Annotated in this window: 11 protein-coding genes; 8 read left to right on the top strand and 3 right to left on the bottom strand. The window is 45.5% G+C overall.

What is annotated here, in order from left to right:
* Positions 1 to 27 precede the first annotated feature (27 nt).
* A complete protein-coding gene (locus L5M38_RS01285; protein ID WP_263178099.1) occupies positions 28 to 2,433 on the top strand; it encodes a prolyl oligopeptidase family serine peptidase in 2,406 nt (801 codons plus the stop codon).
* 401 nt (positions 2,434 to 2,834) lie between these two features.
* On the opposite strand, the gene L5M38_RS01280 is transcribed toward L5M38_RS01285, so the two are convergent.
* Positions 2,835 to 5,861 (bottom strand): TonB-dependent receptor domain-containing protein, encoded by a 3,027-nt coding sequence (locus tag L5M38_RS01280; protein WP_263178098.1) that lies wholly within the window; start codon positions 5,859 to 5,861, stop codon positions 2,835 to 2,837.
* A gap of 689 nt (positions 5,862 to 6,550) precedes the next feature.
* On the opposite strand from L5M38_RS01280, the gene aqpZ reads away from it, so the two are divergent.
* The 3 genes from aqpZ (at position 6,551) to L5M38_RS01265 (ending at position 8,266) form a co-directional block, all read left to right on the top strand.
* Positions 6,551 to 7,246: an aquaporin Z gene (gene aqpZ, locus L5M38_RS01275; protein WP_212599971.1), complete on the top strand. Its 696-nt coding sequence runs from the start codon at positions 6,551 to 6,553 to the stop codon at positions 7,244 to 7,246.
* A 164-nt stretch (positions 7,247 to 7,410) separates the two neighbouring features.
* Positions 7,411 to 7,791 (top strand): DUF2750 domain-containing protein, encoded by a 381-nt coding sequence (locus tag L5M38_RS01270; RefSeq protein ID WP_028760853.1) that lies wholly within the window; start codon positions 7,411 to 7,413, stop codon positions 7,789 to 7,791.
* A gap of 25 nt (positions 7,792 to 7,816) precedes the next feature.
* Entirely contained in the window at positions 7,817 to 8,266 is a 450-nt protein-coding gene (locus L5M38_RS01265) for a hypothetical protein (RefSeq protein WP_168823456.1), read from the top strand.
* 116 nt (positions 8,267 to 8,382) lie between these two features.
* On the opposite strand, the gene erpA is transcribed toward L5M38_RS01265, so the two are convergent.
* Together erpA and L5M38_RS01255 are read right to left on the bottom strand one after the other, a co-directional pair.
* Entirely contained in the window at positions 8,383 to 8,733 is a 351-nt protein-coding gene (gene erpA / locus L5M38_RS01260; RefSeq protein WP_006080742.1) for an iron-sulfur cluster insertion protein ErpA, read from the bottom strand.
* The gene (locus L5M38_RS01255; RefSeq protein ID WP_168823458.1) at positions 8,726 to 9,529 is read right to left on the bottom strand and encodes a DUF6776 family protein; all 804 of its coding nucleotides are present in this window, start codon (positions 9,527 to 9,529) and stop codon (positions 8,726 to 8,728) included. The genes erpA and L5M38_RS01255 overlap by 8 nt, the downstream gene beginning before the upstream one ends.
* A 74-nt stretch (positions 9,530 to 9,603) precedes the next feature.
* On the opposite strand from L5M38_RS01255, the gene L5M38_RS01250 reads away from it, so the two are divergent.
* The 4 genes from L5M38_RS01250 to nhaD all read left to right on the top strand — a co-directional run bounded on the left by L5M38_RS01250 (position 9,604) and on the right by nhaD (position 15,988).
* Complete coding sequence (locus L5M38_RS01250; RefSeq protein ID WP_263178097.1) at positions 9,604 to 11,328, top strand: chloride channel protein; 1,725 nt, start codon at positions 9,604 to 9,606, stop codon at positions 11,326 to 11,328.
* Between the two features lie 276 nt (positions 11,329 to 11,604).
* Positions 11,605 to 12,624, top strand: coding sequence for an aspartate carbamoyltransferase (locus tag L5M38_RS01245; protein ID WP_105249881.1), 1,020 nt, complete (start codon positions 11,605 to 11,607; stop codon positions 12,622 to 12,624).
* A gap of 26 nt (positions 12,625 to 12,650) precedes the next feature.
* Entirely contained in the window at positions 12,651 to 13,943 is a 1,293-nt protein-coding gene (hemL, locus tag L5M38_RS01240; RefSeq protein ID WP_263165603.1) for a glutamate-1-semialdehyde 2,1-aminomutase, read from the top strand.
* 797 nt (positions 13,944 to 14,740) lie between these two features.
* Positions 14,741 to 15,988, top strand: a complete 1,248-nt coding sequence (nhaD, locus tag L5M38_RS01235; protein WP_028760859.1) for a sodium:proton antiporter NhaD — start codon at positions 14,741 to 14,743, stop codon at positions 15,986 to 15,988.
* The last annotated feature ends 87 nt before the right edge of the window (positions 15,989 to 16,075 follow it).

Genomic DNA, 16,075 nt, shown 5'->3' with positions numbered 1-16,075 from the left:
GGATATGCCCTTTGTAGGAACCCATATATGCTTCGTTTAGCCTTGATTTGCATCTGGATGATGCTCTGCCCTATTTTTACGCCAAAAACCTTAGCGCAGGACTACCAAAAACCTTCCCCAGCATTGCAGCAAACCATTACCCACAGTACCAGCCTCACGACTCGACTCTCAAACGATAACCAATGGCTGGCATTGCTCAGTCCCATTTCGGCCCCTAGCATTGCTACCCTTGCTATGCCAGAGCACAAACTGGCGGGGCTACGTATCGCAGCAGAGCAATTTTTACCGAGCCGTATTACCCAGCGTTATCATCAGCTCACGCTTATCAATATCAAAGATAACCGGCAACGCGTCATCACCTTGCCAGGTGGATATGATATTACTGAGCTTAAGTTTTCTCCCGATAGCCGCTATCTGTCTTACGTAAGTTTAACGCCAGAGGGCGGCTATTTATGTGTTTATAATATCGCTCAAGATCGCCATCAGCGCCTGTCAGATGAGCGTCTAAACGGCACCATTAGTCTTGATTACCAATGGGCTAATAATAAAACCCTGCTTGCTCGCTTTGTAATCGCACAAAACATCGGCGCAAGTGAGCCCCAAGCCTCCATCAGCCCGAAAACCAAGGAAACCTCAGGCAAAAATAGTCCGCAGCGCACCTATCAAGATTTACTAAAAACCCCAGCGGATAAGCAGCTATTTAGCCAGCTCACCACCAGCCAACTTGCACTAGTGGATTTAAAAGGCAACCTCACAAAAATCGCAGCGCCGGGGATTATTGAAGATTTCTCAGTGTCACCCGATGGGCAGTATATGTTAAGTCGCCAAATCACCCCGCCCTTTTCAACCCGCGTAAAGTATAATGATTTTCCTACCTTAACAGAGGCTTATAACCTTAACGGCCAACTGATTACACGGTTGCACCAGAGCCAAGGAGGGGAATCTCGACCACAGGGTAAAGATTCCGTCTTACCTGGCCCGCGTATGATGCATTGGGTCCAAGGTCAAGCAGCCACGTTAGCGTTTACAGAGGCATTAGATCAGGGAGATAGCCAGCAAGATGTGCCACTACGTGATAGCCTTTGGCTACTCGATGCGCCCTTTACTCAAAAAGCCACGCGCGTTGCACAAACCCAATGGAGGATTACAGATATTGACTGGGCGGAAAACCACTTAGCCCTAATCACTGAGCGTAACAGTAAAGCACAAAAACTTCGGCACAGTAGCCTCAACATTCGCGCTGGAGAGAGCTCGCCGCTCACCTTAAACGAACGCAATCTACGTGATAAATACCAAGAACTGGGGTCATTACCAAGATACTATTCCGAAGGAAAAGGCCAGGTGGTACGCCTACAGCAACAAGCGCAAACCTCTAGGCTACTCCACTACGGCCAAGGCGCATCTCCCCAGGGCGATAAGCCTTTCTTAAAGAGCACGTCACTCGTAACGGGGGAGTCGTCACTGCTTTGGCAATCTGCACCAAGCCATTTAGAATCAGTTCGTTACGTATTAAATACTGAGCCTTTGCAACTCATCATCAACCGTGAAAGCCCAACACAGTCACCTAGCCTTGTGTTACTCAATGGCACCAAAGAAAGCGTACTTTACCAACAAGCCGACGGACTGAATGCTTATCAAGGGATGCAAAAGCAACTTATAACCTTCAAAAGAGCAGATGGTGTACCTCTTTCAGGGACGCTGTACCTACCCGCCAATTACACCAAGGAACAAGGAACCTTACCCGTATTGATGTGGGCTTACCCGCGGGAATTTAATGATCCCGACATTGCCGGCCAAATTAGCTTTAGCGCCAATCAATATCCCACCATCAGTCCAAGGGGCCCAATACCTTTGGTCGCTGAAGGGTTTGCGGTGTTTGATAAAGTCTCAATGCCTATCATTGCTCAAGGGGATAAAGAGCCCAATGACAGTTTTCGGGAGCAATTGACGGCCAACGCACAAGCCGCTATCGATACCTTAGTCGATTTAGGTATTGCTGATCGAAAGCAAATCGCCGTAGGTGGACATTCCTACGGTGCCTTTATGGTCGCCAACTTACTGGCGCATACTGATTTATTCTATGCAGGTATCGCCCGTAGCGGAGCTTATAATCGCAGCCTAACACCATTTGGTTTTCAAAATGAAGAACGCACCTACTGGCAAGCCAATGATATTTACCAACAAATGTCGCCATTTAATTATGCGGATAAGATCAAATCGCCTTTGCTGTTGATTCATGGCGAAATGGATCAAAACTCGGGCACTTTCCCGCTGCAATCTGAGCGTCTGTTTGATGCGATTCAAGGATTGGGGGGCAAAGCAAGGTTAGTTATCTTACCACTTGAAGGACACAGTTATACGGCCAAGGAATCCCTAGAACATCTTTTATGGGAACAAAGCCAATTCTTAAAGACAAATTTACACCCCAACTAATCGTCACTCAGCTCTGCTGATTAAACGATAAGTTGAACATCGCAATCGGCATTAGCACTTAATGCTTAACGCTTGCCAAGATGACTCCCAACGATACCCTTTGCGGCGGCATATATACTCGCCGCTAAGGGGAATATCAGTTCATACCATCGAGCCTGTAAAAACATTAACTTAAAGTGTATTGTTGAACCTACACCATTTTGCCCCCAGCCCCAACTTAACTGACCAGCCGAACTCGCTTAGCTAAAACTTTTGCGTAAACTTCCCGTTAAAACCGCTTAACTATCTGAAGGAACCATAGCCAACAACAGTTCCTTTCTTGCTTAAGCCATTTAATTGCCAATAAAAAAACCGCATGCAGGGAGCCACATGCGGTTTAACCAACTTAAGTTAACTGACCTTTAAAACTTAAGCTCTGCACCTAGGTAGGCATAACGCCCTACACCACCGCCGTAGGCACTGCTGTAGTTACCATTACCAGTTTCAATTAAGTCGCCACCATCAGCTACCCAAGGACCTTGATTGTCGAAAATATTGCGTAAACCGCCGTATAAACGTAATTCAGCCTGACTCACGTCCATCGTATAAGACACTGACAAATCATGGGTGATATACGAGCCATAGAACAGGAAGGCTGGTGTTTCAGGATTCGCAACAGCGCTTAAATCACCGGCATCGAGTTTAGTTTGGTTCAGTGCTTGCAGGGTGTTCCATTCTTCGACTCTGTAGTGACTATCGACCATAGCGCTCTTATACTTCGCGCTCCAACGCACACGCCAATCATCGTTACTCCAAGTTAATGAAAGCGTGCCTCTGTCTTCAAAAATCCCACTGGCAAGCTCACCAACATAATCCTCTTCCACTATACCATCAGCACCGTAGTAACTTGAGCTGTATTCCAACACATGGGTCCAGTTAGTGTTTAAGCTCAGTTCACCGTAATCAGCCAGTTCCCACTCGTAGGCCATTGCGAAGTCGATACCACGAGTAACTATGTCATTCAGGTTCAGTTCCTGCTGAATAATCTGGGTGATTTGGCCCTCGGTATCGCGCGTGATAGCCTGACAGTACTCATTATCGGCTCCATAGGGATTACTCGAGTTATAACACTCAGCCAGAATATCCTCGTTACTTAATGAACCAATAGCATCAGCGACTTTGATATCGTAGTAATCAACCGCCAGATTAAAGCCTTCAAGGAAGGTTGGCGCCATGGTAAAGCCTAAGGTGTAGGTATCCGCCGTTTCTTCGGTCAGGTTTTCATTACCTGCGTTAGGAGAATACTTAGAGCCCGTTTCCGCCTTAAAGGTGCCAGTACTCGCAATGGCAGCAGCAATCCCAGGATCAAGACGACAACTATCATGTCCAGCGCCTGTTGAGGTTGCCGTCACACCATTACAAATATCGCGAATACTGTCGTAATCACCACGGGGTGGAGAGATAAGCTCAGTGATATTCGGCGCACGTTGTGAACGAGAGTAGTTGGCACGTAAAGCATAGTTTGCAATGGGTTCCCACAGTATGCCTGTACGGTAGCTCGACATTAAATCAATGTTTTTCTGACTGTAATCCGCAAGACGCAAGGACACATCCACATCAAGCTTATTGGCGAAATCCATATCCCTTAACAGTGGCAGATTCGCCTCACCAAAGGCTTCCCATACTGTAACATCACCTTCAAAGGGAGGAACATCGTTAAAGGTAATCGCATCGCCACGCATCGCCTTATCGGTATCGACAGCTTGAGTATCACGGCGATACTCCATCCCGAATGCCGATTGCACACCACCTGCGGGTAGCTCAAACAACTCGCCAGAAATATACCCTAACGCATTGAATTGAGTTATATCGGTATTGATATAGGGATTAGAGCGAATATAGTCAGCCCCTTCCTTGCTGATAGAGCCTTCACCAAAAATATTGACGGGCACACAGCCTTCAGCTCTGGCTGCTTCACTGGCACATTGAATAGTGACACCATCAGCGGCATATACAGCATTCAAAGCATTTCTTAAACGACGAATGCTGATCTCATTGCTACGACGTTGACGCTGCTCGAACTGACCGTAACCTACTGACGCATCCCAAGTCCAAGTTTCAAACAAATCCCCCTGTAAACCCGCCCAAGTACGAAGCGTGGTACGCTCGTTATCACTTTCAACAGGCCCAACTTCTTCGAAACGACGATCCCAGGTAATACTCTTACCCCCTCCTGTCGCTGCAATTTCAGCTGGTATATAAGGGTTATTGGCTAAAATACTACCCGCATCAATCATCCCTGGTAACCCAGTGATTGGATCAATATACAGCTCAGCATCGTTATAGTCTTGACCTTCTGCGTCGGTACGGCGAAACGCGGTATTACGGCTGAATTGTACTTGTACATTGGCGCGCACATCTTCACTAAGGTCATAGTTCATTTTGACCGCTGCGGCTAAAGTATCCTCAGGTACCTTTAGCAGACCAGTGGTATAGCCGTTATAACCATCACGCTCCTCTTTAAAGTCAGTTTTAAGTTCTGTACCATCGTACCACCAAGCATTCGACTTAAAGCGGCCGCCGACGATGTCATTGCTGCGCTCACGCCAATCGTCCCGCGTAATATCCCGCATACATTGATAGCCATCAACGGTATTCATGGTGTTACACATTTGCTTTTCATCGTAAGCAAAGCTCGACTCATACAGGGCTCGTTCCCTGTCAGTGGCGAATAATCCATGCTGTTTGTCATAGGTGGCACTTGCGTAAATATAACCCTTATCACTATTGAAATCAGCTCCATAACCCACATCTACTGTGGTTTCACGGCCACCACCTTCAGTCGTTTCACCACCACGGGCATTAATCTCAAACCCAGTCTTGTTTTGCTGGGTGATAATATTGACCACACCTGCAATCGCATCCGAACCATACACAGCTGACGCACCACCGGTGATGATTTCGACCTTATCGACCATGGCCGCAGGAATAGTGCTTAAACTGACATAGTTGCCACTGTAACTGTTAGAAACAACACGACGACCATCAATAAGCGTTAAGGTACGATCTGTGCCTAAGTTCCGTAGATCAATGGTTGATAAGCCGGTATTTTGCACACTCGATTGGCTATTGGTGCTGCTAACCCCTTCAGCCAATGCCGGAATTTGATCAACTAAAATATCCGCCAATGAGCCGATACCACTATCTGCAATATCCTTTGCGTCAAGGCCCTGTAAAGGCGTACTTAAGGAAAAACTATCTCGCTTAATACGCGAACCCGTTACGGTGACTTTTTCTATACCGTCGTTCTTATCCGCGCCTTCAACCTCAACTCGAGCTGCATTTTCGTTAACTGTATTCACTTCTATAGGATCGGCAGCCCAAGCTACCGAAGGAACAATACCAAACATCGATACTTGTATTGCTAAGGTCAATAGTTTCTTCTTCATCCTTCCCACCTTCACTTTTAGACATCGCAAACCATTTTTGTTGTTATGTAGAGCGGTTACTTAAATTAGCCCAATGCCTTAGCCTGCGATTTTCATCTCCTAGGTTTTTGGATTAACCATGGGTTAGCAACACCGCAAACACATGATTAACATTTAAGCAACCTTGTTCTTTTACTTTGCTTAGTGAAGAGCAGCAACGAAATGACCCTCGTTTATTTCCCCGTTTTATATCTATTAAATATCTATTCTTTTATTTTCAAATAATTAAAGAATAAAAAGACAATAAATCGATTATGAAATGCTTAGAAACTGATAGTGCCTAACTCAAAAATAAACGCCTTTTCACAACGAAACCCCAAGCGAGTAAGAGGATAAGCTTGAAGCCTCCCCTAAAAACGGAGCAAATTGTCCCTATAAAGCATTATCAAAAATGCACAATATAAAAAGCCATCTATGCTTGATCACAGTTGTGCCATGTAAACGAACTAAAGTGATTGTTAACTAAGCAGTAAAAACACAACACTCTGATTGTGATGGCCAGCTTTGGCATGAACAATCTGGGCGTGCAAAACTTCAATTAAGGGAATGGTTATTTATCTAGCTAAACTTAACCAGCGAGATAAACAAGGGTTTATGTAATGGCGTCAAAAGCCACACAAACATAAATCGACTAAATAGGAAATCAAACAATGAACATGTCACAAAAAATGGCGGCAGAATTTCTCGGCACCTTGTGGTTAGTCCTTGGAGGGTGTGGTAGTGCTGTACTCGCCGCCGCATTTCCAGAAGTAGGCATAGGCTTACTCGGCGTCGCTTTAGCTTTTGGATTAACCGTATTAACCATGGCCTTTGCGATTGGCCATATTTCAGGTTGTCATCTCAACCCTGCAGTGTCATTCGGCCTTTGGGCTGGGGGACGTTTTCCGGCAGCAGAATTATTGCCCTATATCGTAGCCCAAGTCGCGGGTGGAATTGTTGGCGCTGGCATCTTGTATCTCATCGCTTCAGGACAAGAGGGATTTTCACTCGCGGGCGGATTTGCCTCTAACGGTTTTGGTGAGCACTCACCGGGTGGCTATAGCATGCTGTCGGTGATGATTTGTGAAATCGTTATGACACTGTTCTTCTTGATTATTATTTTAGGTGCCACCGATGAGCGAGCTCCTAAGGGATTTGCCCCAATTGCCATAGGGTTAGGTTTAACCTTAATTCACCTTATTAGTATTCCTGTGTCCAATACTTCGGTGAACCCAGCGCGTAGCACAGGCCCTGCACTGTTTGTCGGTGACTGGGCGGTATCACAGCTCTGGTTGTTCTGGGTAGCACCGATTGTCGGCGCCATTTTGGCGGGCTTTATCTATCGCTACTTCCGCGCGGCAGAATAAAAGCCGAAGATCTAACACAACAGCGCTCTCTTGGCGCTGTTGTTCTTTTTCTAATCCCGCTCTAATGTTACCATTTAGCCAACTGGCGAATTTTGCTGTGCCCTAGGTTTTTACATTAGAGACACAACAGGCTTCGCCCTATCCAAGCAAAAGAGATATTTTTCATGAGCAAGACTGTTAAAAACCTCGCTGAGACAGCAGCAATGACGCCAGAAGCCCGTTACGATTACCTCGTTGAACAAGTTAAAGAACACAAAATACTTTGGACATTACAAGATCAAGACGGTTGCGTGATGTTAACCACTGAAGAAGAAGATTGCATCCCAATGTGGCCAACCGAAGAAGCCGCTGATTCTTGGGCTGTGGATGAATGGAGTGATTGCCAAACGTTAGCGATTCCACTCGACGAATTTCACGAAAGATGGGTGCCAGGCATGGAAGATGACGACCTCTTTGTCGCCGTATTCCCAGTATTAGATGATTTAGGTGTGGTAATCCCGCCTTATGAGTTAGATCAAAGATTAGCGCCTAAGCAAAGCCACTAATCGCTATCGCTAAACGAGAATGCCTATGAGCGAGCAAAAATCGGCGATACCGACACCAGAGGCAAGTACAGCCCTTAGTCAGCACTTTCCGAAACGACTCATTGCACTATTGCTAGTGTATGTTGTTGCGTCAGTGAGTGGCTTAATCGCTAAACAAGGGGTGTTATTTTGTCTGCTAACCCTCCTGATGGTGATTGCCATTATCGGTCGGCAAAAAGCAGGGCTTATCATGCTGCGCGGCTACACAGTCGTGCAGCTTGGATTGATTAGCATGCTGCCAGTGATCATGTACGATCCGGGCAACTTAGTGGTAGGTCCAACGACAGTGTATCTAGGTGAATGGCAGGGAAAACTGCCTGACTATGTGATTTTTATCGCTTTGATCGTCTTGTCATTACTGCAAGTTTGGATAGCCTTTGATAAAAAGGTAAAGGCATGGTTTAAGCCTAAGCTTAACCTGAATATCATGAGCTAAGCTCTTGTAGAAAATAAATTTAGCCCAACAAAAAGCCGTCATTGTGACGGCTTTTTTGATCTCACTCCACGCCTAAAAAGATGCAAAGTTAGTCATCATTAAACAGAAAAACTTTTTTACACAGAGAAACTGGCACCACAGCCACAGGTCGTGGTTGCGTTAGGGTTTTTCACGAAGAAGCGAGAACCTTCCAGTCCTGAAGTGTAATCCACTTCACCACCGACTAAATATTGTAGGCTCATAGGATCGACAACCAAGAGAACGCCTTGTTTTTCTATCGTAAAATCGCCGTCATTGACCTTTTCATCAAAGGTAAAGCCGTACTGAAATCCAGAACAACCACCACCAGTCACATAGACTCGTAGCTTAAGTGCAGGATTTTGCTCTTCTTCCAGCAAACCTTTCACCTTAGCGGCTGCCGCATCGGTAAATTGGATTGGCATTGCTGTATCAGCTTGATCAGTCATTACTACCTCTTACATCAGTTTTCTGGGGCAAATTATCCTTTACCTGACTGTTTTGTTCAAGTATTACCCGTGGTTCTTTTTCACCCTGTAATAACTCAGGGGCACTATAGACATGTTCGGTCTGCGAATTCTTAGTCCAGCGGCTCGAAGGCACCAGCACTTTGACTTTCACTTGTTGTAAATTAAAGCCAGCAGGAACAGTGACCTTGGTATCTATGACTTGAAAATAACGAAAATCAAATTCCAACTTAGAACCCGTGAGTTTGTTCACACTCAAACTAACAGATTTGCCATCTTGCACACCAATGAGCGTCAATTCAGTTCGACCTTGAATAGCTTGCTTACGCTTTTGCAACTGAGTCAACACCAACTTGAGATGATATTCATCGGCCAAAGCGCCCCGCGTCATTTCAAGTCCGTGAATAGCAACACCTTCAGCATTATCATCCGGTGTCATAATGCTGCGGTAAAATGCCAGCTCATGCTCCAATTCTTTTTGCTTTTTCATTTGCTGGCCAAACATTTCTTGCATTTGGGTATTAGCCTCTCGCTCGACGGACAGCTCTAAATTTCGGGTTGCAAGTAGTTGGGTCTGTGCCTCTAACTCAGCGGTCAAGCGTTGAGTCTTGCTGCTGATATGCTTAACAACAGGCTCATCGCTGCTTAATAGCAGAAAACTTATCCAAGCCCCAAAAAGAATAGAAACTAACACTAAAAGCGATAAATATACTGAAGATGGACGATACTTGAGATCCATCACTTGCAGCCGATCTAGCCAACGATGATAATTTGGCATTAGGTAACAGCCCCTTATATAAAATACAATCAACTCAAGAACGAGTTCGATACAATACAACTCAGGCCAATGTAGTGCAATTAACGATAAATAAAGTCGCTATCCAACATGCCATCGTCACAGCCAAAAAGTATTTAACCAATGAGCTACGTGACCATTTATCTCAAGCCCGCATCAGTGCACAGCTGTGCATACTGGCACTGTTATTTGCTGTTTTTGCATCCTGTGTGATCTTACTGTTTCGACTCTTGCTCGTTTGGGCTAATCATTACACCCAAATACAGGCGCTGGATTTTACGGGGAACGTCGCCGACTGGCGAGCCCTGTTACCCCTTTTAGGCGCAATATTAATTTGGATAGTGGCGAAGCTGGGCTCCAAACGCTACAAACGTATGGGAATAGCCTATGTGTTACATAGAGTTAAACTGCATTATGGTAAAATCCCCCTACAATCCGCCGCTGGGCAATTTTTTCAAGCACTCTTTGCCCTTGGCACAAATTTCTCAGTCGGCCGTGAAGGTCCAGCCATTCATCTGGGTGCTGTCAGCGCCAGTTTTCTTGCTGAAAAATTCAATCTTCCCGATAATAGCGTACGCATCATGTGTGCCAGTGGCATTGCAGCAGGGATTGCCGCCACTTTTAACGCGCCCTTGGCGGCGGTGATTTTTGTACTCGAAGTGATAGTACGTGAATACAAAATCCATTACTTTTTCCCGATTATGCTATCAGCAATTTGTGGCGCAGTTTCAAGCCAACTGGTGTTTGGTAATGTGCACGAATTTGACCGTATTCAAGTGATCCATATTCCCTTAGACCATTACCCTATTCTCGCCATCGGCGGCGTGGTATTAGGCTGCGCCGCGGCGCTGTTTAATTACTCACTCTTAAAAGTCACCGCGACGGGGCAAAACTGGCCACTGATTTACCGACTATTATTGGCGGGTAGTGTCACCACCCTAATCGGTCTCGTGTTGCCGCAAGCCCTTGGCACGGGCGATCTCGCCATTAGTGAAGCTATTAGCCAACATCCAAGCCTGTTGCTGTTAATCGCCCTGTTATTTGCCAAAACCATCGCCACTATTGCGGCGATTGGCTTAGGTATTCCCGGCGGTTTAATTGGTCCACTTTATGGTATCGGCGCGCTGCTCGGGGCGATTTTGGCGCTGATCAGCGCTATCTTATTCCCGTCCATCGCCCCTTATGTAGGGCTTTACACTGTGATCGGCATGACAGCCATGATGGGCGTGTGTTTAAGCGCGCCGCTGGCCGCCTTAGTCGCCCTGTTAGAAATGACTAATGACGCCAGCATTATTTTACCGGCAATGTTTGTAACAATTCCGGCTTTTTTAATTGCTTATCAGGGTTTTAAGACTGACTCCATTTTCTTTAAGCAATTAGAAATTATGGGACTAGGTTATAAGGTCGCCCCCGTGAATTTAGCACTGCAGAAAAAAGGCGTACGAGCCTTAATGGATAAACGCTTTGTTATCGTCAATAACAACGATGAATTGTTACTCGAAGTGCTAAAACGCGCCGAAGGTCGCCCTGTGCTAGTCCGCAATGCCGATGGCATTATCGAAATGCTTAGTCTTGAAATGCAATCCTATGATGACAGTACCACGCTATCACGCCATCCCATGCAAGGGCTAAGCGACAGCACCACCCTCAATGAAGTCTATTCACTATTGTCGCCCAAACGCTGCGGTGAGGTGTTTATCTATCAAGATACACCAGACAATGTGGTTGGAGTGATCAGTTGGTCGAACCTACAACAGGAGATTCGTTCAGGCCAAGCCTAATGCCAATTAATAACATCAATTTAAAACCTGATATCAATTTAAAATCTGATAGTGATGCAAAACCTAATATCGATGCCAAACCTTGATGCCAAACCTAAGGCGGCAGATTAAAAGCTTTGGGCTTCATCGCAAAAATCTAACACAGTGGCAATGTGGCTATTTCGTTGCCCCTGTGCTTCTGCTACAATCGCGCCTCAGCCACCCTACATAACATCAGGGCAGATAAGCGCGATACCGCAGCTTAAAATGCCCCCTAGCAAATTGGAAAACAGGCTGATGAATCAGTTCGAAGGATCCCATATCCTCTCCGTAAACCAGTTAGATCTTGACTCAATCCAAACTATTTTTAATGTCGCTAGCCGCATGATGCCCTATGCACTTCGAGAGAAGCGCAATAATGTGCTCGATGGCGCCATTTTAGGTAACCTGTTTTTCGAACCCAGTACCCGTACCCGCGTAAGTTTTGGCTGTGCCTTTAACTTACTTGGCGGCCATGTGCGTGAAACCACAGGTATGGCGTCATCGTCTTTATCTAAGGGTGAATCCCTGTACGATACGGCGCGCGTGTTATCCACTTATTCCGATGTGATTGCAATGCGCCATCCAGACTCTTATTCAGTGAAAGAGTTTGCCGAAGGCAGCCGCGTCCCAGTGATCAACGGTGGCGATGGTTCGAACGAACATCCAACCCAAGCTCTACTCGATTTATACACTATCCAAAAAGAACTCAAATGTGCCGGCCGCGGTATCGATGGCATGCACATAGCAATGGTCGGCGACTTAAAATTTGGCCGCACAGTGCATTCACTATCACGCTTACTCTGCATGTATAAGAACATCAGTTTCACACTGATTTCACCTGCTGAATTAGCGATGCCTGATTATGTGATCTCCGACATTGAAAATGCTGGCCATAGCATCAAAATAACCGACCAGCTTGAAGGCCATTTAGATCAAGCAGATATTTTGTATCTCACTCGCATTCAAGAAGAACGCTTCCCTTCACAGGAAGAAGCAAATAAGTATCGCGGCAAGTTCCGCTTAAATCGCAGTATTTACACTCAGCATTGCAAATCTAACACTGTCATTATGCATCCGCTTCCAAGGGATTCACGTGCGCAAGCCAATGAGTTAGATAATGATTTAAATAGCCATCCCAATCTTGCTATCTTCAGACAGGCGGATAATGGGCTGTTAATTCGCATGGCTTTGTTTGCATTGACACTCGGCGTTGATAATCAACTCGAAAAATATGAGTGTCCGGTTAATTGGTATTCACGTAAAGCCGATCGCTAATTGGCTACAGACTTTAAGGACTAAACATGACCCGTTCCGAAGCGCTATTTGAACAGGCTAAAAAAACCATCCCCGGCGGCGTTAACTCTCCGGTTCGTGCATTTAATGGTGTAGGCGGTTCGCCCCTGTTTATTGAAAAAGCTAACGGCGCTTATATTTACGATGCCGATGGCAAAGCTTATATCGACTATGTCGGTTCTTGGGGCCCGATGATCCTCGGCCACAACCACCCTAAAATCCGTGCTGCAGTATTAGCGGCGGTGGAAAATGGCTTATCTTTTGGTGCGCCAACTGAGCTTGAAGTGCAAATGGCCGAAAAAGTCATCTCTATGGTGCCTTCTATCGAGCAAGTTCGTATGGTGAGCTCAGGTACTGAAGCCACTATGAGCGCCATTCGTTTAGCGCGCGGTTTTACCAGTCGTGACAAGATCTTAAAATTTGAAGGTTGTTACCACGGCCACGCAGATTGCCTGTTAGTGAAAGCCGGTTCTGGCGCGTTAACGTTAGGTCAACCTAGCTCACCCGGTATTCCTGAAGATTTTGCCAAGCATACCTTAACCGCTGTGTATAACGATTTAGATTCAGTTAGAACCCTGTTCGAGCAGTATCCAACTGAGATTTCTTGCATCATCATCGAGCCCGTTGCTGGCAACATGAACTGTATTCCACCTGTCCCAGGTTTCCTTCAAGGCCTGCGTGATATGTGTGATGAGTTTGGCGCGCTGTTGATTATCGATGAAGTGATGACAGGTTTTCGCGTATCACTAAGTGGCGCTCAAGGTTACTACGGCGTCACACCAGACTTAACCACACTCGGTAAAGTGATTGGTGGCGGTATGCCAGTGGGGGCTTTCGGTGGCCGTAAAGATGTGATGCAATTTATCGCCCCTACGGGTCCGGTTTACCAAGCGGGTACGTTATCGGGTAACCCCATTGCGATGTCAGCGGGTCTGGCACAAATGGAAGCCCTGTGTGAAGAAGGTCTATACGAAGCACTGAGCGCGAAAACCAAACGTATTGCAGAAGGCTTTAAAGCTGCTGCGGATAAGCACGGTATTCCAATGGCGATCAACTATGTTGGTGGCATGTTCGGTTTCTTCTTCACGGAACAACCCGAGATCACTCGTTTCGATCAAGTGACCCAATGCAATATCGAACAGTTCCGTATTTTCTACCACGGCATGCTAGATGAAGGTGTTTACTTAGCGCCAAGTGCCTATGAAGCTGGCTTCCTGTCAATGGCCCATGGCGAAGAAGAGATGCGCTTAACCTTAGAAGCGGCAGATCGCGTATTGGCGAGCATGAAAGCGGCAAGCTAAGCCTAAGCTTTAGTATTTAAGCCGTTTAAACATAACAAAGGGACGCCAATGCGTCCCTTTGCTTTTATCCGATTTAATTAGCTTTGTGTCACTTTAATAACGATCAGACTTTTTAGAACCTAAAGCCGATTTAAATATTATCCCAGCCACCATGAATTGTAAGGTCAAATGGATATGCTCAATAACGTGCTAAGGCCAACCCATCACGCCCAGCGCAATAAGTTGCTTACCACAATACGTTAACTAAACGAGTGAGCCTAAAAGCAAAAGACTCCAGATAACAAATGTCATTTTCCTCTACTTCAAAAACACAATATCCAGTATTGATACCCAAACAAGCTCAAGACGCAGAATTCTGCAGGACTGAGTGCTAAGAGCACTCTACTTCCGAATGGCACTCATTCAAAAGGCAAGCATTAAAAATGCCTGCCTACATAGGCATGACAATTCAGGAATATCGACCTGAATAAAAATTAATTAAAGAATATGCAAACTAACTGCTTAGACTTTAATCGTAGATCTCACTTTTAACGCGGTAATCAAATCAAACAATACAGTTAATAACGCTAAAATAATCACAATAACCAATATATAAAACTAATTCGCAACCCAAAAGCATGAGATAGACATCACAAAGAAGCATTAAATTGAGTTACAGCTAACAGTTGCGTTCTCTAGCCCATTATGTTCTGATCCGCACGCGCTAACACGGCTAGCTTAATTTAGCCTTGATATGCCAATCTTTAGGTTGACTCAAGTCGCCCTACGACATCAAAACAGCAGTTGGAATTGCAGTTATGTTAAATACCTTTCTCATCTTACTGGCCGTGCTCGCATTGCTCAGTATTATTTTCGAAGAAGTGACCCACCTTAATAAAGCAAAAACCACCTTATTCTTTGGTTGTATCTCTTGGGTAGCGCTGTTTATGGCTGCAGGGGAACCGGCTAATGAGAAAATCGTTGCCCATCAGCTCAATGAAAATTTGCTCGAGATTGCCACACTTTGGCTCTTTCTGATGTCGACCATGACCTTCGTAGCATATTTGAATGCTAAGGGTATGATCCAAATCATGGTGCAAAAGCTGTTTCCGCAGAAAGTATCAGTGCGTATGTTAATGATCCAAGTCGCCCTATTTGCACTCGTGCTCTCAGCATTTTGTGATAACGTCACCGCGACTTTAGTGTCTTTAGGTTTATTAACCACCTTTAAACTCGACAAGCAAATGCGCCGTAGAATGGCAGTGTTGATTATATTCGCGGTGAACTCAGGCGGTGTAGCCCTGATCACTGGCGATGTGACGACACTGATGATCTTCTTAGCTGGACATGTGCATATGTCTGAACTGCTGATGTTATTTATCCCATCGGCCGTGAGCGTGATTTTACTGGCAACCCTGTTCTCACTCAAAGCCGAAGGTGTTGTGAGCACGACGCCAATCAAACATACTTATCAAACCGTTGATGTATTGATTGCCCTCGTCTTCTTCTGCACCATTTTAATGACCATGCTACTCAACATATTGTTTGGTATCCCGCCAGTGTTAACCTTCTTAACGGGTCTATCAATTATGTTCCTGATTGGCCATACCACGCGCAGTGATAAAGAAGAAATCAAGATCCTAGAGTATATTCGCCAAGTTGAATACGACACCCTGTTGTTCTTCTTAGGTATTTTACTGCTCGTTGGTATGCTTAAAGAAATTGGCACCTTAGACATGTTGACTGAAGCTTATACTCAGTTTAATCCAAACATCTCTAACTTCGTCACGGGTATGGGCTCAGCCTTAATTGATAACGTACCGCTAACGGCGGCATTGTTAAAAGCCAATCCAGTGCTGAGTACTCCTGAATGGCTTGGCTTGACTTACAGCGTCGGAGTCGGTGGTTCACTGCTGATTATCGGTTCAGCATCAGGTATTGTAGCCATGAGTAAAGTGAAAGAACTGACTTTTGTGAGTTACTTGAAATATGTTCCTGCACTTTTCCTCTGCTACAGCGTCGGTTACGCACTGACCCTATTCTTAGCCAACAGACTGTTTGATTAAGTTGAGATTCACTAAGATCAAAAAAGGCGCCTAGTGCGCCTTTTTTATCAACTACTTATTCATTGTTACCACAAATAACCGCTAGCA

Origin of the sequence: Shewanella sp. SM101 (assembly GCF_025654465.1) — a bacterium.
Lineage (GTDB): Bacteria > Pseudomonadota > Gammaproteobacteria > Enterobacterales > Shewanellaceae > Shewanella > Shewanella oncorhynchi.
This window is presented reverse-complemented; position numbering and strand designations above follow the sequence as displayed.

What these genes read in the sequence shown, in the direction of transcription:
- L5M38_RS01285 (WP_263178099.1), top strand. Translation starts at nt 28, where the DNA reads ATGCTTCGTTTAGCCTTGATTTGCATCTGGATGATGCTCTGCCCTATT.
- L5M38_RS01280 (WP_263178098.1), bottom strand. Translation starts at nt 5,861, where the DNA reads ATGAAGAAGAAACTATTGACCTTAGCAATACAAGTATCGATGTTTGGT.
- aqpZ (WP_212599971.1), top strand. Translation starts at nt 6,551, where the DNA reads ATGAACATGTCACAAAAAATGGCGGCAGAATTTCTCGGCACCTTGTGG.
- L5M38_RS01270 (WP_028760853.1), top strand. Translation starts at nt 7,411, where the DNA reads ATGAGCAAGACTGTTAAAAACCTCGCTGAGACAGCAGCAATGACGCCA.
- L5M38_RS01265 (WP_168823456.1), top strand. Translation starts at nt 7,817, where the DNA reads ATGAGCGAGCAAAAATCGGCGATACCGACACCAGAGGCAAGTACAGCC.
- erpA (WP_006080742.1), bottom strand. Translation starts at nt 8,733, where the DNA reads ATGACTGATCAAGCTGATACAGCAATGCCAATCCAATTTACCGATGCG.
- L5M38_RS01255 (WP_168823458.1), bottom strand. Translation starts at nt 9,529, where the DNA reads ATGCCAAATTATCATCGTTGGCTAGATCGGCTGCAAGTGATGGATCTC.
- L5M38_RS01245 (WP_105249881.1), top strand. Translation starts at nt 11,605, where the DNA reads ATGAATCAGTTCGAAGGATCCCATATCCTCTCCGTAAACCAGTTAGAT.
- hemL (WP_263165603.1), top strand. Translation starts at nt 12,651, where the DNA reads ATGACCCGTTCCGAAGCGCTATTTGAACAGGCTAAAAAAACCATCCCC.
- nhaD (WP_028760859.1), top strand. Translation starts at nt 14,741, where the DNA reads ATGTTAAATACCTTTCTCATCTTACTGGCCGTGCTCGCATTGCTCAGT.